Origin of the sequence: Pseudomonas sp. NFACC43, from assembly GCF_900119645.1 — a bacterium.
Taxonomy (GTDB): Bacteria; Pseudomonadota; Gammaproteobacteria; order Pseudomonadales; family Pseudomonadaceae; genus Aquipseudomonas.
Map to the genome: position 1 here is coordinate 217,532 of NZ_FPKK01000009.1, position 23,854 is coordinate 241,385.

Annotated in this window: 17 protein-coding genes; 6 read left to right on the forward strand and 11 right to left on the reverse strand. The window is 62.2% G+C overall.

Going from position 1 to position 23,854, the window contains the following annotated elements:
- Positions 1-16 precede the first annotated feature (16 nt).
- From BT179_RS17445 to glnE, 8 genes are all read right to left on the reverse strand, one after another.
- A complete protein-coding gene (locus BT179_RS17445) occupies positions 17-1,471 on the reverse strand; it encodes a lipopolysaccharide kinase InaA family protein (RefSeq protein ID WP_072398548.1) in 1,455 nt (484 codons plus the stop codon).
- On the reverse strand, positions 1,471-2,223 hold the full coding sequence (locus BT179_RS17450) for a lipopolysaccharide kinase InaA family protein (RefSeq protein WP_072432169.1): 753 nt from the start codon (positions 2,221-2,223) through the stop codon (positions 1,471-1,473). The genes BT179_RS17445 and BT179_RS17450 overlap by 1 nt, the downstream gene beginning before the upstream one ends.
- Positions 2,220-2,954 carry a lipopolysaccharide kinase InaA family protein gene (locus BT179_RS17455; RefSeq protein ID WP_072398550.1) on the reverse strand — a complete coding sequence of 245 codons (735 nt, stop codon included), beginning with the start codon at positions 2,952-2,954 and terminating at the stop codon, positions 2,220-2,222. The genes BT179_RS17450 and BT179_RS17455 overlap by 4 nt, the downstream gene beginning before the upstream one ends.
- Positions 2,954-3,760, reverse strand: a complete 807-nt coding sequence (rfaP, locus tag BT179_RS17460) for a lipopolysaccharide core heptose(I) kinase RfaP (RefSeq protein ID WP_072432170.1) — start codon at positions 3,758-3,760, stop codon at positions 2,954-2,956. The genes BT179_RS17455 and rfaP overlap by 1 nt, the downstream gene beginning before the upstream one ends.
- Positions 3,757-4,881, reverse strand: coding sequence for a glycosyltransferase family 4 protein (locus tag BT179_RS17465; protein WP_072398552.1), 1,125 nt, complete (start codon positions 4,879-4,881; stop codon positions 3,757-3,759). The genes rfaP and BT179_RS17465 overlap by 4 nt, the downstream gene beginning before the upstream one ends.
- A complete protein-coding gene (gene waaC, locus BT179_RS17470) occupies positions 4,881-5,939 on the reverse strand; it encodes a lipopolysaccharide heptosyltransferase I (RefSeq protein WP_072432171.1) in 1,059 nt (352 codons plus the stop codon). The genes BT179_RS17465 and waaC overlap by 1 nt, the downstream gene beginning before the upstream one ends.
- A gap of 1 nt (position 5,940) precedes the next feature.
- Positions 5,941-6,975: a lipopolysaccharide heptosyltransferase II gene (gene waaF / locus BT179_RS17475; RefSeq protein ID WP_072432172.1), complete on the reverse strand. Its 1,035-nt coding sequence runs from the start codon at positions 6,973-6,975 to the stop codon at positions 5,941-5,943.
- 206 nt (positions 6,976-7,181) lie between these two features.
- Positions 7,182-10,121, reverse strand: a complete 2,940-nt coding sequence (gene glnE / locus BT179_RS17480; RefSeq protein WP_072432173.1) for a bifunctional [glutamate--ammonia ligase]-adenylyl-L-tyrosine phosphorylase/[glutamate--ammonia-ligase] adenylyltransferase — start codon at positions 10,119-10,121, stop codon at positions 7,182-7,184.
- Positions 10,122-10,503: 382 nt separating this feature from the next.
- On the opposite strand from glnE, the gene aceE reads away from it, so the two are divergent.
- The gene (gene aceE / locus BT179_RS17485; protein WP_072398556.1) at positions 10,504-13,149 is read left to right on the forward strand and encodes a pyruvate dehydrogenase (acetyl-transferring), homodimeric type; all 2,646 of its coding nucleotides are present in this window, start codon (positions 10,504-10,506) and stop codon (positions 13,147-13,149) included.
- A gap of 11 nt (positions 13,150-13,160) precedes the next feature.
- The gene (gene aceF, locus BT179_RS17490; protein ID WP_072432174.1) at positions 13,161-14,801 is read left to right on the forward strand and encodes a dihydrolipoyllysine-residue acetyltransferase; all 1,641 of its coding nucleotides are present in this window, start codon (positions 13,161-13,163) and stop codon (positions 14,799-14,801) included.
- Positions 14,802-14,969: 168 nt separating this feature from the next.
- Here the strand turns inward: aceF and BT179_RS27015 are convergent, their stop codons facing one another.
- Complete coding sequence (locus BT179_RS27015) at positions 14,970-15,287, reverse strand: hypothetical protein (RefSeq protein ID WP_256327857.1); 318 nt, start codon at positions 15,285-15,287, stop codon at positions 14,970-14,972.
- Positions 15,288-15,299: 12 nt separating this feature from the next.
- Here BT179_RS27015 and BT179_RS17495 point away from each other — a divergent pair, with 12 nt between their 5' ends.
- The 3 genes from BT179_RS17495 (at position 15,300) to msrA (ending at position 20,163) form a co-directional block, all read left to right on the forward strand.
- Positions 15,300-16,517 (forward strand): alkaline phosphatase D family protein, encoded by a 1,218-nt coding sequence (locus BT179_RS17495; RefSeq protein WP_243750485.1) that lies wholly within the window; start codon positions 15,300-15,302, stop codon positions 16,515-16,517.
- Positions 16,518-16,709: 192 nt separating this feature from the next.
- Complete coding sequence (locus BT179_RS17500) at positions 16,710-19,403, forward strand: putative bifunctional diguanylate cyclase/phosphodiesterase (RefSeq protein ID WP_072398559.1); 2,694 nt, start codon at positions 16,710-16,712, stop codon at positions 19,401-19,403.
- A gap of 112 nt (positions 19,404-19,515) precedes the next feature.
- Positions 19,516-20,163 carry a peptide-methionine (S)-S-oxide reductase MsrA gene (gene msrA, locus BT179_RS17505; RefSeq protein ID WP_072398578.1) on the forward strand — a complete coding sequence of 216 codons (648 nt, stop codon included), beginning with the start codon at positions 19,516-19,518 and terminating at the stop codon, positions 20,161-20,163.
- A gap of 149 nt (positions 20,164-20,312) precedes the next feature.
- On the opposite strand, the gene BT179_RS17510 is transcribed toward msrA, so the two are convergent.
- Positions 20,313-21,152 carry a 23S rRNA (adenine(2030)-N(6))-methyltransferase RlmJ gene (locus tag BT179_RS17510; RefSeq protein WP_072432175.1) on the reverse strand — a complete coding sequence of 280 codons (840 nt, stop codon included), beginning with the start codon at positions 21,150-21,152 and terminating at the stop codon, positions 20,313-20,315.
- Between the two features lie 272 nt (positions 21,153-21,424).
- Between BT179_RS17510 and BT179_RS17515 the strand changes: the two genes are divergently transcribed.
- A complete protein-coding gene (locus BT179_RS17515) occupies positions 21,425-21,919 on the forward strand; it encodes a DUF2165 family protein (RefSeq protein ID WP_072432176.1) in 495 nt (164 codons plus the stop codon).
- Between the two features lie 77 nt (positions 21,920-21,996).
- Here the strand turns inward: BT179_RS17515 and putP are convergent, their stop codons facing one another.
- The gene (gene putP / locus BT179_RS17520; RefSeq protein ID WP_072432177.1) at positions 21,997-23,481 is read right to left on the reverse strand and encodes a sodium/proline symporter PutP; all 1,485 of its coding nucleotides are present in this window, start codon (positions 23,479-23,481) and stop codon (positions 21,997-21,999) included.
- Positions 23,482-23,854: the final 373 nt, after the last annotated feature.

Sequence of the window (23,854 nt, forward strand, 5' to 3'; positions counted from 1 at the left end):
CGGCGTACGCTGCTCGCTAGGACGAGGCGCTATCGATTGTTCTGGGCAACCGCTGGTCAATCACCCGGTACAAGGCGCTGCCCTCAGGCCAGTTGCGCATGAACCGGGCCCGGTCACGTGCGTAGGCCGGGGCGAAGCTGGCGTGGGTGCGGTGCTGGCACATCGAGTCCAGGTCGATCAGCGCCCAGCGGTCGTGCTGCCAGAACAGGTTGTGACCCTTGAGGTCGCCGTGGCTGATGCGCTCGCGGATCAGGTCGGCGAACAGACGGTCCAGCGCCAGCAATTCGGGCTCCGGCGCTTCACCGCTTTCCATGTAGGGTGTGAAGCGCTCGATGATGTCGGGCCCAGGCAGGTAATCGGTCACCAGGTACGCACCGCGACGCAGCCACAGGAAACGCTTTTCCAGCAATGCTAGCGGCTTGGGCGTGGCGATGCCGAGGAAGGCCAGGCGATGGCCTTCGCGCCAGGAATGCCAGGCACGGCTGGGGCGCCAGAAGCGCTTGAGCCAGTGGGCGAAATTCTTGATGTTGTAGCGCTTGATCACCAGGGGACGACCGTCCACTTCGACTTTGCCAACACTGGCCGCGCCACCGGTCTTGTACAGGTGTCCCTGGTCAAGCAAGGCATCCGCCTGCGCCAGGACCGGTGCCATGGCTGCCTCCTCGTCACGACGGATCGCCCGCAGGCCGAACGGTCCCCGTTGCACACTGAACAGGCTGCATTCGCGACCGATCTTCTCCAGGAAATCTTTCAGGCGCCAGGCCTGCACCTTGTCGATCTGTTTCTGCAGCGCTTCCATGGGCAGCGCGTGCTCGGCGTTACCGAGCAGGTAATGCACCAGCAGTTCCTCGTTGAACGGCTCGATGGACTTGGGTAGCTGGGCAAAGAACACCCCGAGGTTCTCCAGCACCTTCTGTCGCGACAAGGGTTGCCCAGGGGTTTCGGCGCGGATGCCGGCACCGTCGATCAGATAGAGCTTGCCGCCATGACGCAGCAGGTTGTCCAGATGAAGATCTTCCTGCCACAGGCCTTTGCTGTGCAGCTGGGCAATGGCGCCCAAGGCCTCGGCCAGCACAGCCGTCTGCTCGTCCGCCAGCAAGGGCAGGTGCTCGACCTGCTTCCAGGCATCCGCCAGGCTCTCGGCCTCTTCGAGCAACTCGAACAGCAACCAGCCGCCCTCACCTTCTTTCAGGCCATCGGCAAGCAATAGCGGAGTGGTCAAGCCCTGCTCGGCCAGCAAGCGCACGCCCTGCAATTCTCGCTGGAAGTGCCGGGCGGCCTTGCTGCCCACCAGCAACTTGGCCAACACCGGCCGGCCGCGCCACACACCGGCACCGACATAACGCTGCCCCGGCAACACTCGCAACAGCGTCAGCAGCTGCAGTTGCGCCGGCCCGGCGGCGTCCGCCAATTCCAGGCTCAGCGGCAGGACCGGGCTGCGGCCGGCATCTTTCAGTTCGGACAATTGCATCAATGGGCTTCCTTGTGGCTGCGCCGGGCGGTAAGGCGGCTCATCCAGCTATCGACCAGTGCCCCTTCGATCGGCTGGTCCAGATAGGCAGACAGTAGCTCGCGCACGTCGTTGTCATTCCAGGCGCGAGCGCGACGCAGCAAGGGCTCCAGATCCTTGACCCGGTCGCGCTGGCCGAACAGCAGTGGTCGAGTCTTCTCCAGATCGATCAACCGGGCCTGGTAGCCGTTCGCGATCGCCTGCAGGAAGATGTGCTTGGGATAGAAACAGCCATGGACCTGACGCATGCCGTGCAGGCGCCGCGCCAATTGGCCGCAGGTCTGCAGGATGGCGCAGCGTTGCTCTACCGTAAGCGCCGGCCAGCGATGCAATAACGAATCCAGGTCGTCCCAGCCGTCGAGCGCCCGGGTCAGCAGGATCGCACGCACCTCGCCGTCCACCTTGCGCTGGCCGTAGAACACTGCTTGCAGCGCCGGGATCCCCAGTTCGCGATATCGGCTGATATTGCGAAACTCCCGGGAAAAGCTCGGCTCGCCGAAGGGATGGGACCAGGTTCGAGTCAGGTAATTGCTCTGGCGCTTGAGGTAATAGCCCTGCCCTTCCAGTTCAAGCCGGAACACGCTGCTCCAGCCCCCGCCCGAGGTATTGGGTTCATCCACGGCGTCCAACTGCCGCGCCCACAGAGCCTCGAAGCTGTCCAGGCCGTGACGCGCCAGCAAGGGCCGGTCTTCGGCGGCCAGAAAATCAGTCATTCACGCCCCTCGAAAAATCTCACTACATGGCGGATGCGCTTCTTGTCGCACGCATCGAGCCGGTCACGCTGGCGGTATTGCAGGTAAAAGCGCAGGCGCTGGGTGGCGGACAGGTGATACTTGGCCACTTTATCCAGGCATGCCAGGTCTTTGGTGATACGGTACTTGAGCCAGAAACCACGCCAGAAATCACCGTTGGGACAGTCGATCAGGAACAGTCGCGACTGGTCGTCCACCAGCAGATTGCGCCATTTCAAATCGTTATGGGTGAAACGATGTTCATGCATGATCCGGGTGTACCCCGCCAGTTGCTGGCTCACCTTTTCGACCCAGGCGCGATCGGCCAGGCGCTGGTCGTGATGCTCGGCCAGGGCGGAAAGGTCCTCGGTATGGGGTAGCTCACGGGTGATCATCGCGCCGCGGGCATAGGCCGCGCCATGCCGTTCCAGCCCCCAGGCGACGACTTGTGCCGTGGGAATGCCCCATTTGGCGAAACGCTTGAGGTTCTGCCATTCGGACTTGACCCGGGGCCTGCCCAGGTAGCGCCGCAGGCCCTTGCCGGCCCCGGTGTAACGCTTGACGTAATAGTTCACGCCATTGCGCTGTACCCGGATCACCTCCGACAGCGGGTCGCGTGTCAGGCGCTCGCCCTCCAGGGCGAACACCGCGTCGAGGCTGCCGAAATCCCGCGCCAGTTCAGCGTAGGCAGGTTCCAGATTCCAGCCCGACATCAGAGCGCGTCCCCGTACCGTTGTTTACGTGCATAGAGCTTGTTGGCCTTGCCTTCGAGCCAACGCAGCAGCGTGGCTTCTTCGGCGAGGATCCGGCGCAGCGGCTGCTGGAAATAGCCTTTGAGAAAACGCAGCTTGTCACGCTGTGTCAGGCCAATGTCCAACGCCGAGAAATACAGCGCCGCCAGGTCCTTGTTGCGCCAGCGCCGGGTGATGGCCGGGCGGGTCTGGGCACGGTGCAGGTCGATCACCGACAGTTTGAGATCCGCAGCCGTGACCGGTTTGTCGGTGTGCAGCAGGAAATGGCAGATGTAGCAGTCTCGATGGTTGACCCCGGCACGGTGCATCATGCCGGTCATGCGTGCCACCTCGGCGATCAGGGCCCGCTTGAGTGCCGGTTGCGGCGGCTGCCTGACCCAGTCGATGCTGAAATCTTCGAGGCTGATGGTAGGCGCCAGCTCCTCGGTGACAATGAAAGAGTGCTGGTCTGCCGGGTTGCTGCCTTTTTCGCCATAGGCCACGGCCGTCATGGTGGGTACACCGACTTCCTGCAAGCGCTGGATGGCTTTCCATTCCTGCCCCGCTCCCAGGACCGGCAATTTGACAGTCAGCAGGTTCTTGAAGATTTCGCCCCAACCGATTCCCCGGTGGATCTTCACGAAAAAGCCGCGACCGTCCACCTCCGTGCGCAAGGTGCGCCGGGCTTCCAGTTCGCGATAGACCTCGCCCTTGAGCGCTTCGACTTCGGCGAACGCATCGCGTCCGGCCCAAAGGCTCTTGAACGGTTCGGCCAACATCACTTTCATTGTGCGTGCTCCGCCAGAATCACGTCGGCCGCGTGCTGCGGCATGCTGTAGAGGTCCGCCGTTTCGGCGAAAGCCAGGCCGTTGCGGCTCCAGGCAGCCCGCGCCTCGGCGTCGCTCAGCATCCGCTGCAGGTACTCGGTGAGCTGGGCCTGTTCGAACGGCTCGTCCAGCACCAGGCCGCAATCGGCCTCGGCAATGTAATGAGCGTACCCGCACACCGCGCTGACCAGCACCGGCAAACCGGCCACCAACGCTTCCAACAGCACGGTGCCAGTGTTTTCGTTGTACGCCGGGTGGATCAACAGGTCGGCCCCTAACAGGAAACGCGGGATGTCACTGCGGCCCTTGAGGAACCGCACGTTGTCGCCCAGACCCAACGCGGCGCTCTGCAGTTGGAATACCTTGGGGTCGTCCTGGCCGATTACAAACAATCGGGTGCGTTTTTTCAGTTCCGCCGGCAACGCGGCCAGGGCCTTGAGGCTGCGATCCACGCCCTTGGTCTTGAACCCGGAGCCGATCTGCACCAGCAACAGCTCGTCGTCAGCCAGTTCGAATTCGGCACGGAACGCGGCGCGTATGTCATCGGCATCGGCGGGCCGTCGGCGATCCTGGGCGATGCCCGGTGGCAGCAGGTGAAAGCGTTCCAGCGGTGTGCCGTAGTGCTTGATGAACAGCGGCTGCTGGACTTCGGAAATCATCAGCACATCGGTTTTCGCATCCTTGGCGAACACGGCCCGCTCGTACTCGGCGAAATGCCGGTAGCGGCCCCAGCGCCGGTACAGCGAGTTGCGCAGGTTCTGCGCCTTGTCTTCGAAACAACCGTCGGCGGCGTAGTACACGTCCAGGCCGGGCATTTTGTTGAAGCCGATCAAACGGTCCACCGGGCGCTTGGCCAGGTCGGCCTCCATCCACGCACTGAGCTTCTCGTTACGGCGGTGATTGAACAGCGCCTTGACCGGCGCCACCAGCACCTCGAAGCCGGGCGGCACGTCTCCTTCCCAAATCAGCGTGTAGACACGGATCTGGTGACCGCGTCGCTGGCACTCCAGGGCAATGCGCATGAAGTCACGCTGCAGGCCACCGAAAGGGAAGTACTTGTACAGGACAAAAGCCAATTGCATCAGCGTGATTCCTCAGCCAATAACGTGCTCAGGTGGCTGGCGACACGCTCGGGGTTCAGACGCGTGAAGCACAGGGGCTGCTCGCGTTTCAGGTCAAACCGCCGGGCATCTTCGGCGGTCGGCGGATAGGTGCATTGTTTCTGCATGCAGGGTGCACAAGGAAAATCACTGGCAAGGTGGACCTGGCCCTTGCCGTAGGCACCGGTGAGTACCGGGTTGGTGGGGCCGAGCAGGGAGATGGTCGGCACGTCCAGCGCCGCGGCCAGGTGGCCCAGCCCGGTGTCCACGGCCACGCAGGCCTGAGCGCCGGCCAGCACCTTGCCCACAGCGCCCAGGTTCAGCTTCGGCAACACCTGGGCGTTGCGCAGCCCTTTGGCGATGCGCTCGGCCCGGGCCTTTTCCAGGGGGCTGCCCCACGGCAACTTCACCACCACGCCGAGCTGCCCCATGCGCTCGGCGAGCTGGCGCCAATAAAGCTCCGGCCAGTGCTTGGACTCCCAGGTCGTGCCATGCAGGAACACCACGTAGGGGTATTGGCGCGGCAATTCCACCAGCTTGTCGACGCTCAGGCCATAGTTGCCCAGGGTCTGGGGCAGGTCATACCCCAGCGCCAGCGCGAACAACTGCCGCACCCGCTCCACCGCATGCTGACCGCGAGCCACCGCCAACCGACGGGAATAGAACCGCGCGGCCAGGGGTTCACGGGCCGATTGCTTGTCCAGGCCGGCCACCGGAGCCTTGACGTAACGGGTCAGCCAGGCGCTCTTGAGCAGGCCCTGGGCATCAATGACCAGGTCGTACTTTTGCGCCCGCAGGCTCTGCTTGAAGCCTCGCCACTCGCCGCTCTTGATGGTTTGCCAGAGGTTCTTGCGCCAGCGCCGAATCGCCACCGGTATGACCTTGCCCACGGCCGGGTGCCAGGTGGGAATCTCGGCGAAACCTTCTTCCACCACCCAGTCGAACCGGATGCCAGGGATCGCTCGCGCGGCGTCGGTCAATGCCGGCAGGGTGTGGACCACATCGCCCAGGGAGGAGGTCTTGATCAGCAATACCCGCAAGTTACTGGACCTCCACGGGGGTGCCCTGCACGCGCGCCAGGGCATCGGTCACCGATGGCGGCATGAGCTGGCGCAGGCAGTTGTAGTGGCCGAAGCGGCAAGTGCGGTCGAAGCATGGGCTGCATTCGATGCCCAGACGCACTACTTCGACCTTGTCGGCCAGCGGCGGGGTAAAGCCCGGCGAGGTGGAGCCATAGACAGCCACCAGCGGACGGTTCAGGGCCGCCGCCACGTGCATCAGGCCTGAATCGTTGGACACCACCGAGTCGGCGCAGGACAGCAGGTCGATGGCTTCGGCCAGGGAGGTATCGCCACTGAGGTTCACCGCCTCTTCCCGCAGGCCGGGAATCAGGCGCGAGCGGATGTCTTCGCCCACCGGGTGATCCTTCTTTGAACCGAACAGCCACACTTGCCAGCCTTCACGGATCTTCGCTTCCGCGACCTGGGCGTAATGCTCGGCCGGCCAGCGCTTGGATTCGCCGAACTCGGCCCCCGGGCACAACGCAAGCACCGGACGGTCAAGGCTCAGGCCGAACCTGGCCAAAGCAGCGTCACGGGTCACCGGGTCGATCTGCAGGCTCGGCCGCGGATAAGGTTTCGGCAGCTCGGCACCCGGCTCATAGGCCAGGGCCATGAACCGCTCGATCATCAGCGGATAGCGGTCCTTGTCCAGCTTGCGCACATCATTGAGCAGGCCGTAGCGCAGCTCGCCGCGCCAACCGGTGCGCTTGGCAATACCGGCGAAGAACGGCACCAGGGCAGATTTCAACGAATTGGGGAGCAGGATCGCCTGGTCATACTGACCGGCCAGGGATCTGCCGATACGCCGGCGGGTCGCCAGCTCCAGCACGCCGTGACCGAGCGGGAAGCTCAAGGCCTTGCGTACTTCGGGCATGCGCTCAAGGATCGGCCGGCTCCACTCAGGGGCCAGGACGTCGATTTCGCACTGCGGATGGCGCTGCTTGAGGCACTGGAACAGTGTCTGCGCCATCACCATATCACCGACCCAACTGGGCCCAACGATCAGAATATTCATGTGCTTTCCAAAAACGATACGGGGAGGCCTACGCCTCCCCGCCTCGAGAATCACTGTGGCTTAGGTCGTTGCCTGCTGCCCTAATCTACAACACACCGCCAATCTACCGAGGGAGCGAGCCTGCTCGCGACAAGGCCAGCTCATTCAACATCAATGTCGCCTGACATTCCGCTATCGCCAGCAAGCTCGCTCTCACATTTAAAGCTTCAGCCCAGCCCCAGCTCACCCCAGATCCGCAATACCTGGCGGCGCTCATCCACGAACTGGTCGCCTGCGATCACCCCGGCATCTTTCTGCAAGGCCTGGCGGTGGGCGGCGGAGCGGTAGGCTTTATAGGCTTCGCGCAACAGCGTGGCATCTTCGGCCGGCATCAGACCGACCTCTTGCAACCCGTCCAGGATGCGGATGTTATCGGTGTAGCGCACCAGCGAGGGATGCTCTTCGGACCACGCCAGAGCCGCGTATTGCACCATAAATTCAATATCGACGATACCTCCGGCGTCCTGCTTGAGGTCGAAGGGCGCCGAGGCGTCGAAGGCGTTTGCCGCCGTCCCGGCGGCGGTGGCCTTGCTACCGAGATTGTCGCGCATCTTGGCGCGCATCTCGCTGACCTCCTGGCGCAGCGTCGACAGGTCACGCTTGCGCCCCAGCACCTGGGCGCGGACTTTCTCGAAGGCCTGGCCCACATCCTGGCTTCCCACCAGCACCCGGGCCCGCACCAGTGCCTGATGCTCCCAGGTCCAGGCTTCGTTTTCCTGGTAGCGGGCGAACGCCCCGAGGGAACTGACCAGCAACCCCGAAGCACCGGAAGGCCGCAGGCGCATGTCCACTTCATACAACTGCCCGGAGTTGGTCTGGGCCGTCAGCAGGTGAATGATCCGTTGGCCCAGCCGGGTAAAGAACTGGGCTCCGTCGATGGGTTTCGGTCCGTCGGTTTCCGCCTGGGGATCGCCGTCATGGATGAACACCAGGTCCAGGTCGGAACCATGCCCTAACTCCAGGCCGCCGACTTTCCCATAACCGACAATAATGAAGCCCGGATCGCACAGACTGCCGTCGGTGCGCAGCGGCACACCGTGCTTGGCCACGGTCTGGCGCCAGGCCAGGGCCAGGACCTGTTCGAGAATCGCCTCGGCCAGCCAGGTCAGGTAATCGCTGACCTTCATCAACGGCAGGCTGCCGGCAATTTCCGAAGCCGCCACCCGCAGGCGATGCGCCAGCTTGAAATGCCGCAGCGCTTCCATCTGCTGTTCGAGATCATCCTCGGGGATCCGCGTCAGGCGCTCGCGCAGCTCGGCGGCCAGCTCCGGCGCCAGGGGCGGCTTGAACAGACGACCTTCATTAAGCAGCTCGTCGAGCAGCAGGGGGAAACGCGTGATCTGTTCGGCAATCCACGGGCTGGCCGCGCATAGCGTCAACAAACGTCGCAGGGCACCGGGGTTTTCCGTCAGCAGCACCAGGTAGGCCGAACGGCGGGCCACCGCTTCCACCAACGGCAGTACCCGCTCCAGCACCAGGTCCGGATCGGCGTGCTCGACGGCCTGGGCCAGCAGGCGCGGAATGAAGGCATCCAGGCGTTCGCGCCCCAGGCGCTGCATGGCGCGCAACTGCGGACTGCCGCGCAGGGCCGCCAGGGCCCTGAGCGCCTTGGGCGCGTCACGGAAGCCGCCCTCCTGCAACTGCCGGCACGCCGCTTCCTCGTCCTGACTGTCTTCCCACAAGGGCAACCATTCGCCGCCCACCACCACTTCGCTTTCGCCGCCCTCTTCTTCATCCGGGTCGGCGATGACCTGGCCGAAGTGCCAGGCCACGCGTGCGCGCCAATGCATCAGTTGTTCGTGGAAAGCCGCCCAGTCGGTAAAACCCAGCATGAACGCTATGCGCGCCTGGTCCTGGGGGGTGTCGGGCAGCATCTGGGTCTGACGGTCGGCGATGGCCTGGATAGCGTGTTCGGTATAGCGCAGGAACTCGTAGCCCTGGCGCAATTCGTCGATCACCTTGGCCGGCAGGTAACTCTGGCCCTCCAGCGTCCCCAGCACCTTCAACAACGGCCGCTGCTGCAGACTCAAATCGCGGCCGCCGTGGATCAGCTGGAATGCCTGAGCGATGAACTCCACTTCGCGAATGCCACCCGAGCCCAACTTGATGTTATCGGCCATGCCCTTGCGCCGCACCTCCTGCTGGATCAACTGCTTCATGGTGCGCAACGCTTCGATGGCGGAAAAATCCAGGTAGCGGCGATACACGAAGGGCCGCAGCATATCGAGCAGTTGCGCGCCGGCCGCCTGGTCTCCGGCCACTACCCGCGCCTTGATCATGGCGTAGCGTTCCCAGTCGCGGCCCTGGTCCTGGTAGTACTGCTCCAGCGCGTTGAAGCTCAGCACCAGCGCACCGGCCGAGCCGTAGGGACGCAGGCGCATGTCGACGCGAAACACGAAACCATCGACCGTCATCGGGTCCAGGGCCTTGATGAGACGCTGGCCCAGGCGGATGAAAAACTCCTGGTTATCCAGCGGCCGCTTCACCCCGACGGTTTCGCCTCCCTCGGGGTAGGCGAAGATCAGGTCGATGTCCGACGACAGGTTCAACTCCACCGCGCCGAGCTTGCCCATGCCCAGGATGACCATCTGCTGCGCCGTACCGCTGCGCCGGCCGGTGGGCGTGCCGAATTGCTGGCAGAGGCGCTGATACAGCCATTGATAGGCCTGGTCAATGCAAGTGTCGGCCATGTCCGACAGGTCGCGACAGGTCCGGACCAGATCGGCCCGACGGTTCAGGTCGCGCCAGATGATCCGTACCTGTTGCCGGGTGCGCTGGCGGCGCAGGACCCGACCCAGCTCGTCCTCGGTCTCGGCGGCCTGGACCGCGGCGCCGATCTGCCGGCACATTTCCCCGGTCGCCAGGTCGCGATCCAGCTCGCCGCTGCGTACCAGCTCCAGTAGCATCACGGGGTCACGAAGACTCTGCTCGATGACGAAATCGCTGGCGGCGGCGACGCGGTTGAATTCGCCCCAGCGTTCCGGCGTCCAGGTGGCCAATCCGTGATCGTCATCCAGTGAGGCGACCGACGCACGGAACGACTGCTCGGCACGGCTGACCAACGGCAGGAGAATTGCCGGTACTTCGGCAAGCGGGGGCAGGCTCATGGTCTATCCTTGATCGGCGCGGGAAAGGCTGGATGTAGTGTTTTTTCGAGAGCCACTACCTGATCGACTGTCGAACAAAGATGATAAATAGCTGAAAATCTGATTTTATTGGCAGCCGACATCAAGTTTTTACCTGTTCGAGTTAGCTAAAGACCAACAGTAACGATTATTCTCACAACGAAACGAGGGGCCAAAAGCCTTTCATGTGTAGTTTTACTACTCGTCTATACATTCGGGAGGCTGAAACGGTCGACGATTTGTAGTAAAACTACACGCCGCCGAAACAACCTTCGGCAATCCAAGAATTTATATCGTCTGCCCACAAGGCCAGTCGCAAACTCAGGCAACCGATTCTGGTAGCCTTTCCGCCCTGGAGCAAGCCATGCAAGACCTCGATCCCGTCGAAACCCAGGAATGGCTGGACGCCCTGGAATCGGTTCTCGACAAAGAAGGCGAAGACCGCGCTCATTATCTGATGACCCGCATGGGCGAACTCGCGACCCGCAGCGGTTCGCAACTGCCCTACGCCATCACCACGCCATACCGCAACACCATCCCCGTTACCCACGAAGCACGCATGCCTGGCGACCTGTTCATGGAACGCCGCATTCGCTCGTTGGTACGTTGGAACGCATTGGCCATGGTGATGCGTACCAACCTGAAGGATTCCGACCTGGGCGGTCACATCTCCAGCTTCGCCTCCAGCGCGACGCTGTACGACATCGGCTTCAACTACTTCTTCCAGGCCCCGACCGACGAACACGGCGGCGACCTGATCTACTTCCAGGGTCACGCATCGCCAGGCGTCTACGCCCGTGCGTTCATGGAAGGCCGCATCTCCGAAGACCAGATGAACAACTTCCGCCAGGAAGTGGACGGCAACGGCCTGTCCTCCTACCCGCACCCTTGGCTGATGCCTGATTTCTGGCAGTTCCCGACCGTTTCCATGGGCCTGGGCCCGATCCAGGCGATCTACCAGGCACGTTTCATGAAGTACCTGGAAGCCCGTGGCTTCATCCAGCCAGGCAAGCAGAAGGTCTGGTGCTTCATGGGCGACGGCGAGTGCGACGAGCCGGAATCCCTCGGCGCGATCTCCCTGGCCGGCCGCGAGAAGCTGGACAACCTGATCTTCGTCATCAACTGCAACCTGCAGCGCCTCGACGGCCCGGTTCGCGGCAACGGCAAGATCATCCAGGAACTCGAAGGCGTGTTCCGTGGCGCCCAGTGGAACGTCAACAAGGTTATCTGGGGCCGTTTCTGGGACCCATTGCTGGCCAAGGACGTCGACGGCATCCTGCAGCGTCGCATGGACGAAGTCATCGACGGCGAATACCAGAACTACAAGGCCAAGGACGGCGCGTTCGTCCGCGAGCACTTCTTCAACACGCCTGAGCTCAAGGCCATGGTCGCCGACCTGTCCGACGACGAAATCTGGAAGCTCAACCGTGGCGGCCACGACCCGTACAAGGTCTACGCGGCGTACCACCAGGCGGTCAATCACAAAGAACAGCCGACCGTCATCCTGGCCAAGACCATCAAGGGTTATGGCACAGGTGCCGGCGAAGCGAAGAACACCGCGCACAACACCAAGAAAGTCGATGTCGACAGCCTGAAGTTGTTCCGCGACCGCTTCGACATTCCGGTCAAGGACAGCGAGCTGGAAAACCTGCCGTTCTTCAAGCCCGAAGAAGGCAGCGCCGAAGCCCGTTACCTGGCCGAGCGCCGTGCCGCGCTGGGCGGTTTCGTACCACAGCGTCGCGCCAAGAGCTTCAGCGTCCCGACGCCGCCACTGGAAACCCTCAAGGCTATCCTGGACGGTTCGGGCGACCGTGAAATCTCCACCACCATGGCCTTCGTGCGAATCCTCGCGCAACTGGTCAAGGACAAGGAAATCGGCCCGCGCATCGTTCCGATCATCCCGGACGAAGCCCGTACCTTCGGCATGGAAGGCATGTTCCGCCAGCTGGGCATCTACTCGTCCGTCGGCCAGCTCTACGAGCCAGTCGATAAAGACCAGGTGATGTTCTACCGCGAAGACAAGAAGGGCCAGATCCTGGAGGAAGGCATCAACGAAGCGGGCGCCATGAGCTCCTTCATTGCCGCCGGTACTTCGTACTCCAGCCACAACCAGCCGATGCTGCCGTTCTACATCTTCTACTCGATGTTCGGCTTCCAGCGCATCGGCGACCTGGCCTGGGCCGCTGGCGACAGCCGCACCCGTGGCTTCCTGATCGGCGGTACCGCCGGCCGCACCACGCTGAACGGCGAAGGCCTGCAGCACGAAGACGGTCACAGCCACATGCTGGCCGGTACCATCCCGAACTGCCGCACCTATGATCCGACCTATGGCTACGAGCTGGCGGTGATCATCCAGGACGGCATGAAGAAGATGACCGAAGAGCAACAGGACGTCTTCTACTACATCACCGTGATGAACGAGTCCTACCAGCAGCCAGCCATGCCGGCCGGTGTCGAGGAAGGCATCGTCAAGGGCATGTACCTGCTCGAGGAAGACACCCGCGAAGCGGCGCACCACGTCCAGTTGATGGGCTCCGGCACCATCCTGCGCGAAGTGCGTGAAGCGGCGAAGATCCTGCGTGAAGAATTCAACGTCGGTGCCGACGTGTGGAGCGTCACCAGCTTCAACGAACTGCGTCGCGACGGCCTGGCCGTAGAGCGCAGCAACCGCCTGCACCCTGGCCAGAAGCCAAAGCTGAGCTACGTCGAAGAATGCCTGAACGGTCGCAAGGGTCCGGTCATCGCCTCTACCGACTACATGAAGCTGTTCGCCGAGCAGATCCGCCAGTGGGTTCCTTCCAAGGAATTCAAGGTGCTGGGCACCGACGGTTTCGGCCGTAGCGACAGCCGCAAGAAGCTGCGTCACTTCTTCGAAGTCGATCGTAAGTTCGTTGTGTTGGCAGCCCTGGAAGCCCTGGCTGACCGTGGCGATATCGAACCCAAGGTGGTGGCCGAGGCCATCGTCAAGTTCGGCATCGATCCGGAAAAACGCAACCCACTGGACTGCTGAGGAGAATTTTCGTGAGCGAACTCATTCGCGTACCTGACATCGGCAGCGGTGAAGGTGAAGTAATCGAACTGTTTGTGAAGGTCGGCGACCGTATCGAAGCCGACCAGAGCATCCTGACGCTTGAATCGGACAAGGCCAGCATGGAAGTGCCTGCGCCGAAGGCCGGTGTGATCAAGAGCCTGAAGGTGAAGCTGGGCGATCGCCTGAAAGAAGGCGACGAACTGCTGGAGCTGGAAGTCGAGGGCGCCGCTGCGGCGCCTGAAGCGGCTGCCCCTGCGCCAGCGCCTGCGGCGGCTGAAAAGCCCGCTGCGGCCCCGGCTGCCGAAGCAGCGCCTGCTCCGGCCGCTGCGCCGGCCGCCGCCACTGTCCAGGACATTCATGTTCCGGACATTGGTTCGTCGGGCAAGGCCAAGATCATCGAAGTGCTGGTCAAGGCCGGCGATACCGTCGAAGCCGACCAGTCGCTGATCACCCTGGAATCCGACAAGGCCAGCATGGAGATCCCATCGCCGGCTGCCGGTGTGGTGGAAAGCGTCGAGATCAAGCTGGAAGACGAAGTCGGCACCGGCGACCTGATCCTGAAGCTGAAAGTAGCGGGTGCCTCGGCACCTGCCGCGCCTGCCTCGGCCGCTGCACCCGCCGCCAAGGCTGAAGCAGCTCCAGCGCCAGCCGCCGCGCCTGCCGCCAAGGCCGAAGCAGCGCCTGCCCCTGTCGCCGCCGCGCCTGCGCCAAGCGGTGCCAAGGTGCACGCCGGCCCGGCGGTGCGTCAGTTGGCCCGTGAATTCGGTGTCGAGCTGTCGGCCGTTGGCCCGAGCGGGCCGCACGGTCGTGTGCTCAAGGAAGACGTGCAAGCCTACGTCAAGGCCATGATGCAGAAGGCCAAGAACGCACCGGCCGAAGGCGCCACCGGTGGCGCGGGCATCCCGCCGATCCCGGCGGTGGATTTCAGCCGTTTCGGCGAAACCGAAGAAGTGGCCATGACTCGCCTGATGCAGATCGGCGCGTCGAGCCTGCATCGCAGCTGGCTGAACATCCCGCACGTGACGCAGTTCGACCAGGCCGACATCACCGAGCTGGAAGCTTTCCGCGTCGCGCAGAAAGCCGTGGCGGAAAAGGCCGGCGTGAAGCTGACCGTGTTGCCGTTGTTGCTCAAGGCGTGCGCACACCTGCTCAAGGAACTGCCGGACTTCAACAGCTCCCTGGCCCCAAGCGGCAAGGCTGTGATCCGCAAGAAGTACGTGCACATCGGCTTTGCCGTCGACACCCCGGAAGGCCTGCTGGTACCGGTCATCCGCAACGTCGACCAGAAGAGCCTGCTGCAACTGGCCGGCGAAGCCGCTGCCCTGGCCGACAAGGCCCGGAACAAGAAGCTCACCGCCGACGACATGCAGGGCGCCTGCTTCACCATCTCCAGCCTCGGCCACATTGGCGGTACCGGCTTCACGCCGATCGTCAACGCGCCGGAAGTGGCGATCCTGGGTGTTTCCAAGGCCACCATCCAGCCGGTCTGGGACGGCAAGGCCTTCCAGCCGAAGCTGATGCTGCCACTGTCGCTGTCCTACGATCACCGTGTGATCAACGGCGCCGCCGCTGCACGCTTCACCAAGCGCCTGAGCGACCTGCTGGGCGACATCCGTACCATCCTGCTGTAATCGGACGGCCCTCCTTCATCGGAGGGCCATCCAGGCCGCTGTTTCCGAGCGCCACGCTCGTACCTCAACCCCGCCCAGTTGGCGGGGCTTTTTTTGCCCGCCATACGTCGTCGACAGCGCTATAGGAAACGCCGCCGTCAACTTTCCTACCGCGCAAACCATCAATGACTACACAACCTGTTGATCATTGCCGACAACTTCTGTCCCCCTCCCGTTGAATAGCCATGCCCCGTCAGGCTTTAGCATGGCCCGTGCAAAAACAACCGAACGTTTGTACTCACACAGTTGATCAAGCATTGCTTTCGAATGGATTCGAATATGTTCAAACCCACCGTGGGCCCCATAATTGGCCACACGACAACCGACCACGCGCGCATATTCCTGCGCGGCAACCATGGCAATCACAACAATCCGGTATTCGCCGGCCTGCGTTACAGGCGCCAGGGTGAGACAACATGGTCTGACGGCCATTTCGTCCAGTTGCATGCTCACCGCGATATGTCCGATGTCATTGTGTTGACAGGACTCCAGGCCGACAGCCGCTACCAATATCAAGCAGGCTGGTTTGTCCATGCAAACCCGAGCCAGCCCCTGGGAACGCTTCAGGAACCGCCACTGCAGTGGCCCCAGGATATCTATTGCCTGCGCACCCTGCCCCGCGCGCGCGATGCTGCGTACGCCTATATCGTGGGTTCATGCCGTTATCTGCGGATCACCGCCGGCATCCCGAGGGCGCCAGAACGGGGGGACCGGACCTTCGCCGGCATCCAGCGTATCGTGGACCAGGCCGACCCACCGATCCGCGGCCTCCTGATGACGGGGGACCAGGTGTATCTCGACGACTTGAACATCGTGGCGCCGGATCGAACCTACAAGGACATCCTGTTCAAATATCGCACTGTCTTTTCCCAGCCTCATATCGGCAAGTTGATGTCCGGCGTGCCGACGTACATGATCCTCGACGATCATGAGATCGAGGATAACTGGCCCGCCAACAAACAACTCAACGATGAAATCCTGTATGCGAACGCCATGAGCGCCTATCAACTGTATCAGGCCAGCCACAGTCCGGCCCATGAACTGTCGAGCGCCGGAACCTTGAGCCGACCGCTGCAGCAGTACTGGTATACATTGGCTCACGGGGATATCGAATGGTTTGTCACGGATAGCCGGACCGAGCGCAATCTGTCGCCGGATGATCGACGCATCCTGGATGCAAGGCAGGAACGGTCGCTGCTCCAATGGCTCGTCAACAGCACCGCCCGGGTCAAATTCATCGTGACCAGCGTCCTGTTCTACCCGGACAGCAAGCGTAACGATGGCGATGCCTGGCAGGCTTTCCCGCAGCAGCGCCTGCGGCTGCTGGAAAGCATCCGCCAGCACAGGATCCAGAACGTGATTTTCGTGTCCGGCGACGTTCACGGCTCCATGACCAGTCGCCTGGGCCATAGCGAGGATGCCGACTTCGAAGTCCACACCATCGTTTCCTCGCCGTTTTTCAACAGCGAACTGCTGCCATACGCCACGGCCTCGGATTTTATTTTCGAAAGCCCCATGGTCCGGAGCGAAAAAGGGGACTACCGCTATGAACTGACCAGCCCCGTGATCGGTCAGGACAACTTCGCCCACTTGCAAGTCACGGCCCAGAGCGTCCGCGTGACGTTTCACGACTGTGACGGCCGCCCGCTGGAAGTAGTCGAAATCCCGTTGCGCTGACAAACGGTCGCCCTGGCCGAGCCCTCTGATCGGCTGGGGACTGGAGAAATCCGCCGATCGGCCGATAAGGTTTATAGCACTTGGCCTTCATCTCTCTTGTCAGCCAGTGTCGCAATGATGCAACCTTGCGGCAATCCTTGAGAACGAGGGCGTCAGCCCGGCGCGATCAGCATTTTCGAAGCGAGTTTTCCCATGAAAAGCCAACCCGATGCCGCCAGCCGTATGGCGGCCGAGGTAGTGACGCAATTACCGGTGCCCTCGCGGCTCGGTATGCTGCGTTTCGAACGGCTGAATGAAGCGAGCTGGGCGCTGTTGTTTCTCGATCCCAATTGCGAACGCTACTTCGGCGTGCCGGCTGTGGAGCTCTGCTCGCTGGTCAGTTCGCCTTATGCCAGCCTGATGGAGCCCGAAGCACGCTATCAGCTGCACGATGCGATCCAGCAGCAACTGGCCCAGGCCCCGCATTACCAGGTTCGCTACACGCTGCACACTGCCAAGGGCCCCATGAACCTGCTGGAAATGGGAGAGTCCTACAAGCAACACAACCGCCACCTGCTGCGCGGCTACCTGATGGCGGTGGACAGCCTGCTGCAAAGCGAGCCGTCTACGCCGTCCCTGGACCTGGAAACCCAGAACTCGCGCCTGCAGATCGCTCTGGAGCTGAACCAGCGCGCCCAGCAGGAACAGCTCCAGCACCTGGACCGGGTGCGTGCACAGCAGGATCTGATCCTGCTGCTGACCCGCCAACGCTACAGCGCCAACAACTCCCTGCTGGAAGCCGCCGAACTCATTACCCGCAGCGCCTGCGACATTTACCAGATCGACTGCGCCAGCATCTGGAACCTGGAAGATGGCAAGCTGGTGCCCATCTCGGCCTATAACCGCGCCACCCAGGAATACTTTCGCCCGGATGTGATCGATGCCAGCGAGTATCCCGATTACATGGAGGCCTTGCAGACCTGTCGCGCCATCGACGCCCATAATGCGACCCGCGACCCGCGGACCCGGGAGATGGCCGAGAACCTGCGCTCACGCAACGTCAACGCCATACTCGACGCCAGCGTGCGCATCGATGGCCAGGTGGTGGGCGTGCTGTGCCTGGAACAGGTGGGCGCTACCCGCGCCTGGCAGTCGGACGAAATCGCCTTTGCCGGTGAACTGGCGGACCAGTTCGCCCAGGTGATCAACAATCACAACCGCCGCATCGCCACCAGCGCCCTGCACTTGTTCCAGCGTGCCGTGGAGCAAAGCGCCAACGCGTTCCTGCTGGTCAACTGCGATGGCGTGGTGGAATACGTCAACCCCAGCTTCACCGCCATCACCCAGTACACCACCGAAGAAGTCCACGGCCAGCGCCTGTCAGAACTGCCGGCCCTGGAGAACCTCAGCGAACTGCTGTTCGATGCGCCCTCGGCCCTGGCACAGAGCAACAGCTGGCAGGGCGAGTTCAAGAGCCGACGCAAGAACCTGGAACCGTACTGGGGCCAGTTGTCGATCTCCAAGGTCTATGGCGATAACCGCGAACTGACCCACTACATCGGCATCTACGAAGACATCACCCAGGCTAAATTGGCCCAGCAGCGCATCGAACGCCTGGCCTACACCGACAACCTGACCAACCTGGGCAACCGCCCGGCGTTCATTCGCAACCTGGATGAACGCTTCGCCCGGGACAGCGATTCGCCCATCAGCCTGCTGCTGGTGGACATCGATAATTTCAAGCGCATCAACGACAGCCTCGGCCATCAGACCGGCGACAAACTGCTGATCAGCCTGGCACGACGCCTGCGCAACAGCCTGAGCCCCAGCGGCAGCCTGGCACGGTTCGCCAGCAACGAGTTCGCCGTGCTGCTGGACGACACCGACCTGGAGGCCGGCCAGCAAGTCGCCAGCCAATTGCTGATGACCCTCGACAAGCCGATGTTCGTCGACAACCAGTTGATCAGCGTGACCGGCTCCGTGGGCCTGGCCTGCGCGCCGCTGCACGGCCGCGACCCCCAGACCCTCATGCGTAACGCCGGACTTGCCCTGCACAAGGCCAAGGCCAACGGCAAGCACCAGGTCCAGGTGTTCACCGAGGCACTGAATGCAGAGGCCAGCTACAAGCTGTTCGTGGAAAACAACCTGCGCCGCGCCCTGACCCAGAACGAGCTGGATGTGTTCTACCAGCCCAAGCTGTGCCTGCGCAGCGGCAGGTTGCTGGGCATGGAGGCGCTGCTGCGCTGGAACCATCCGGAAAAGGGCATGATCCGTCCGGACCAGTTCATCAGCGTGGCCGAGGAAACCGGCCTGATCATCCCCATCGGCAAGTGGATCGCCCGCCAGGCCTGCCGCATGAGCAAGCAGTTGACCGCCTCCGGGCTGGGCAACCTGCAGGTGGCGATCAACCTGTCGCCCAAGCAGTTCTCCGATCCTGACCTGGTGGCCTCGATCGCCAGCATCCTCAAGGAAGAGCAACTGCCCGCCCACCTCCTGGAGCTGGAACTGACCGAAGGTTTGCTGCTGGAGGCCACCGAAGACACCCACCAGCAGCTCGACCAGCTCAAGCGGCTTGGCCTGACCCTGGCCATGGACGATTTCGGTACCGGTTATTCGTCCCTGAGCTACCTGAAGAAATTCCCCATCGACATCATCAAGATCGATCGCAGCTTCATCCATGAGATCCCCGACAACCAGGACGACATGGAAATCACTTCGGCAGTGATCGCCATGGCCCACAACCTGAAGCTCAAGGTCGTGGCCGAGGGCATCGAGAGCGCCCAGCAACTGGCGTTCCTGCGCCGTCATCGCTGCGATGTGGGCCAAGGCTACCTGTTCGACCGGCCGATCCCCGGTGCGGAACTGGTGGAGAAGCTCAAGCGCTATCCCCGCGGTCCACTCGTCTGACTGCGACAAGCGATAGAGCCCCCTCGCTGCAGTTGCGTCTTTCTTAACCCATCGGCATTGGGCACACTGACGGTCTATTTCGCTCAACTCAATCTGACTGAGAGGACTGATGATGGTCTTGCGCTCGGAAATCCTGGTGAACAAAAACGTGCTTCCTACTCCCGATCAAGCTCTCCCTGGCCGTGAAACCCCAATGGCCGTGCCGGAAAAACACTTCGTCCTCGACGCGCCATTGCTGGGCCCATTCGTAACCAATGTGGATTTCGCGATCTTCGGCCTGGGTTGCTTCTGGGGTGCCGAACGCAGGTTCTGGCAGCGCGAAGGCGTGGTCAGCACGGCGGTGGGCTATGCCGGTGGCTTTACGCCAAACCCGACCTACGAAGAGGTCTGCTCGGGCCTGACCGGTCACAGCGAAGTGGTGCTGGTGGTCTACGAGCCGGAGAAGGTCAGCTACCAACAACTGCTGGCGATGTTCTGGGAACTGCATAACCCGACCCAGGGGATGCGCCAGGGCAACGACATCGGCACCCAGTATCGCTCGGTGATCTACTGCACCACCCCCGAGCAGCTGGAAGCGGCGAAGAAGAGCAAGGAAGTGTTCCAGGCCGAACTGACCAAGGCCGGCCTGGGGGAAATCACCACCGAAATCGACGAAGCGCCGACGTTCTACTTTGCGGAGGCCTATCACCAGCAATATCTGGCGAAGAATCCTGAAGGCTATTGCGGAATCGGCGGTACGGGCGTGACCTGCCCGATCTGACCCCGGAGCCCTGCAGGACAACGCGAGCAGGCTCGCTCCCACAGGGTCTGGTGATGTATGCAACTGCTGCGTACACCTGCGCCCCACTGTGAGAGCGAGCTTGCTCGCGAAACTATCCTTCAGACGGTATCAATACAGCTGGCCAGCGATCAGCTTTCAGCGATCAACCAATCCATCTGCCAGCCACCCTGGGTCTGCCCAAGCTTCTTCGACAACCAGGGCAACAGCTCACGCAACTCCTCTTCCAGCCCCCAGGGCGGGTTGGCAATCGCCAGGCCGGAACCGTTCAGGCTGTTGGGCGTGGCCAACGGATGCACCAGCAACTCCACCCGCAACAGCTTGGGCGCGCCGGTGCCAGCCAGATCCTGGTAGAAACGGCGCAGCATGCGCTGGTCCTTTACCGGGTACCAGATCGCGGCCACCGTCTGGCGCATCCGGCCGATGGCCTCCTTGAGGGACGCGGCGCAGCGCTGCATCTCGTCAAGCTGCTCGAAGGGCGGATCGATCAGCATCAGGCCACGTTTCTCCGCCACCGGCAGCAGCGCTCGGGGTACATGCCAGCCCTCCCCCAGGTGCACCGCCACGCGACGGTCACCCTTCATGTTGTCCTTGAGCAGCACGCCGTCTTCGGGGTGTTTCTCGTTGAGCAACACCCGATCCTGCGGCCGCGTCAGGCGCCGCGCCAGTTCCGGCGAACCGGGGTAGTAGCGCAACTGCCCGTCCGGATTCATCTCGTGCAGCACCTTCATGTAGTCGGCGGTCAGCGCCGGCAGGTCGTCTTGGTCCCACAACCGCGCGATGCCTTCCAGGTACTCGCCGGTCCGATTGGCCTGGTCGCCCTGCAAGTCGTACAGCCCGATGCCCGCATGGGTATCGAGGTAGGCGAACGGCTGCTCCTTGCGCGACATGAGGGCAATCAGGCGGGTCAAGGTCAGGTGTTTGAACACATCGGCGTGATTGCCGGCGTGGAAGGCGTGGCGATAATTCATGGCGGCTCCTGCGAAGGGCGACGAGTTTACCTTGAAGCGTGCCGGACGTCAGGCGTTCGCAGCCGAGCGGATGTACCTGGGTCAGCGCCCGCCGTCAGCAAAACGGCCCTCTGGAACCACGAACAGGAACGTGGGCCCCAAGAAAATGCCTATGTCCGGACACGTTCTCGTCACACGGCGGAATCGGCCGCGTCTTACAACATGGCGGGCCTCGGGACTGCATCGGAGCGTGATAACGTTTCCAGCGTCGCAAAAAGCAAAGGACGCACCGCATGACAACCCGCTATTCGAAAATTGCAATGACCCTGGCTCTCGCCGCATTCGCCTTCCTGACCGTGTTCAACAATCTCACGGACTACCGCTCCAACTTCAACTTCGTCCAGCACGTACTGAGCATGGACACCACCTTCCCGAACAATACCGCCCGCTACCGCGCCATTGTCCAGCCTTGGCTATGGCATGGCGCCTACTGGTTGATCATCCTCGGCGAAGCGATCACCGCCGGGCTGCTGGGCTACGGCGCCTTGAAACTGTGGCAGGCGCGCAACGCCGACGGCCCGGTTTTCACCCAGGCCAAGCGATGGGCCATCGGCGGCCTGACGGCAGGGTTCCTCGTCTGGTTCTTTGGCTTCATGGTGGTGGGTGGCGAGTGGTTCCTGATGTGGCAATCGCAAATCTGGAACGGCCAGGACGCCGCCTTCAGGTTCTACATGGCGATACTGGGAGTGCTGATCTTCCTCAACCAGCCCGATGCCGATCCGAGCTGAAAAAAAACGGCCCGCCTCCACTGGAGACGGGCCGTTTCGGATCGATCAAGCGAGCCAACCAGGCCTCGCCGAGCGCATCACTGGTTCAGGCGAAAATCTTTTTCAGCCGCTTCGAAGCGCTGCACCATACCAGCGGTAGGCGAGCCCATCTTGCTGACGATGTAGATCGCCAGGCTGGCGAAGATAAAGCCCGGGATGATTTCGTACAGGCCCAGCAGCTCGAAGTGCTTCCACACAATCACGGTGATTGCACCCACCAGGATACCGGCCAACGCGCCGTTACGAGTCATGCCTTTCCAGATCACCGAAATCAGGACCACGGGACCGAAAGCCGCACCGAAACCGGCCCAAGCGTAGCTCACCAGGCCCAGTACGCGGTTTTCCGGGTTGGCGGCCAGGGCGATGGCCACCAGAGCCACCAGCAGCACCATGGCGCGGCCGACCCAGACCAGTTCCAGCTGGGAAGCGCTCTTGCGCAGGAACGTCTTGTAGAAGTCTTCGGTCAGGGCGCTGGAGCACACCAGCAACTGGCAGCTCAGGGTGCTCATCACGGCCGCCAGGATGGCCGACAGCAGCACGCCGGCAATCCATGGGTTGAACAGCAGCTTGGCCAGTTCGATGAACACGCGCTCGTGGTTTTCGGTCACTGGACCGGCCACTTCAGGATGCGCCGAGAAGTACGCGATACCAAAGAAGCCGACGGCAACGGTACCGCCCAGGCACAGGATCATCCAGGTCATGGAGATGCGACGGGCACTGGCGATGGACTTGACCGAGTCGGCGGCCATGAAGCGCGCCAGGATATGTGGCTGGCCAAAGTAACCCAGGCCCCAGCCCATCAGCGAAATCACGCCGATGAAGGTGGTGTTCTTCAGCATGTCGAAGGACGAAGGATCCTTCGCTTCGATGGCCAGGAAGGTGGTGTCCACGCCGCCGGTAGCCAGCAGCACGATGATCGGCGTCAGGATCAGCGCGAAAATCATCAGGGTGGCCTGCACCGTATCGGTCCAGCTCACGGCCAGGAAGCCGCCCACGAAAGTGTAGGCGATGGTCGCGGCGGCACCGGCCCACAGCGCAGTCTCGTAGGACATGCCGAAGGTGCTTTCGAACAGACGGGCACCGGCCACGATGCCGGAGGCGCAGTAAATGGTGAAGAACACCAGGATCACCACCGCAGAGATGATGCGCAGCAGACCGCTCTTGTCTTCGAAACGGCTGGAGAAGTAGTCCGGCAGGGTCAGCGCGTCGCCGTTATGCTCGGTCTGGACCCGCAGGCGACCGGCTACGAACAGCCAGTTCAGGTAGGCACCGACGATCAGGCCGATGGCGATCCAGCTTTCCGACAGGCCGGACATGTAGATGGCACCTGGCAGGCCCATCAACAGCCACCCGCTCATGTCGGAGGCACCGGCGGACAATGCGGTCACGACGCTGCCCAGGCTGCGACCGCCCAGGATGTAATCGGAAAGGTTGTTGGTGGATCGATAAGCCATCAGGCCGATCAGGACCATGGCTGCGATATAGATCACGAAGGTGATCAGGGTGGGATTGCTTACACTCATGAGTTACGCCCTGGCTTTGTTTTTATGTAGCGGTGGCAGTTGAAAGCGCCGACAACGCAGACGTTGTAGCGACGATTTGCAAACCCGCGAATTTATGACCGATGTTTCCCCAGGAAAGCCATCGGCCGATACAACTCGGCGTCAAACCGGTTGCACCTTGGCCGCGAATGCTATTCAACAAGTGAAATAAGGTGCAACCTGTTTCGCTCAAATAAGTTGCACCTGATCGGTTTTTTCACCACTGACAATGTTTTTTGCTCCCTTTTTGCGCAGTCGCCAGCCTTGCCTAGAAGCCAAAGCACTAAGCCGGTGCAACGGACCGCAGCCCAGGATTCACTTCCTGATGAGCTGCTGGATATTTCGTCAAAAAAAG

Bases quoted from the DNA above. Each gene is read 5' to 3' on its own strand.
- BT179_RS17445 (WP_072398548.1), bottom strand. From the start codon at position 1,471: ATGCAATTGTCCGAACTGAAAGATGCCGGCCGCAGCCCGGTCCTGCCG.
- BT179_RS17450 (WP_072432169.1), bottom strand. From the start codon at position 2,223: ATGACTGATTTTCTGGCCGCCGAAGACCGGCCCTTGCTGGCGCGTCAC.
- BT179_RS17455 (WP_072398550.1), bottom strand. From the start codon at position 2,954: ATGTCGGGCTGGAATCTGGAACCTGCCTACGCTGAACTGGCGCGGGAT.
- rfaP (WP_072432170.1), bottom strand. From the start codon at position 3,760: ATGAAAGTGATGTTGGCCGAACCGTTCAAGAGCCTTTGGGCCGGACGC.
- BT179_RS17465 (WP_072398552.1), bottom strand. From the start codon at position 4,881: ATGCAATTGGCTTTTGTCCTGTACAAGTACTTCCCTTTCGGTGGCCTG.
- waaF (WP_072432172.1), bottom strand. From the start codon at position 6,975: ATGAATATTCTGATCGTTGGGCCCAGTTGGGTCGGTGATATGGTGATG.
- glnE (WP_072432173.1), bottom strand. From the start codon at position 10,121: ATGAGCCTGCCCCCGCTTGCCGAAGTACCGGCAATTCTCCTGCCGTTG.
- aceE (WP_072398556.1), top strand. From the start codon at position 10,504: ATGCAAGACCTCGATCCCGTCGAAACCCAGGAATGGCTGGACGCCCTG.
- BT179_RS27015 (WP_256327857.1), bottom strand. From the start codon at position 15,287: ATGCAACTGGACGAAATGGCCGTCAGACCATGTTGTCTCACCCTGGCG.
- BT179_RS17495 (WP_243750485.1), top strand. From the start codon at position 15,300: ATGTCCGATGTCATTGTGTTGACAGGACTCCAGGCCGACAGCCGCTAC.
- BT179_RS17500 (WP_072398559.1), top strand. From the start codon at position 16,710: ATGAAAAGCCAACCCGATGCCGCCAGCCGTATGGCGGCCGAGGTAGTG.
- msrA (WP_072398578.1), top strand. From the start codon at position 19,516: ATGGTCTTGCGCTCGGAAATCCTGGTGAACAAAAACGTGCTTCCTACT.
- BT179_RS17510 (WP_072432175.1), bottom strand. From the start codon at position 21,152: ATGAATTATCGCCACGCCTTCCACGCCGGCAATCACGCCGATGTGTTC.
- BT179_RS17515 (WP_072432176.1), top strand. From the start codon at position 21,425: ATGACAACCCGCTATTCGAAAATTGCAATGACCCTGGCTCTCGCCGCA.
- putP (WP_072432177.1), bottom strand. From the start codon at position 23,481: ATGAGTGTAAGCAATCCCACCCTGATCACCTTCGTGATCTATATCGCA.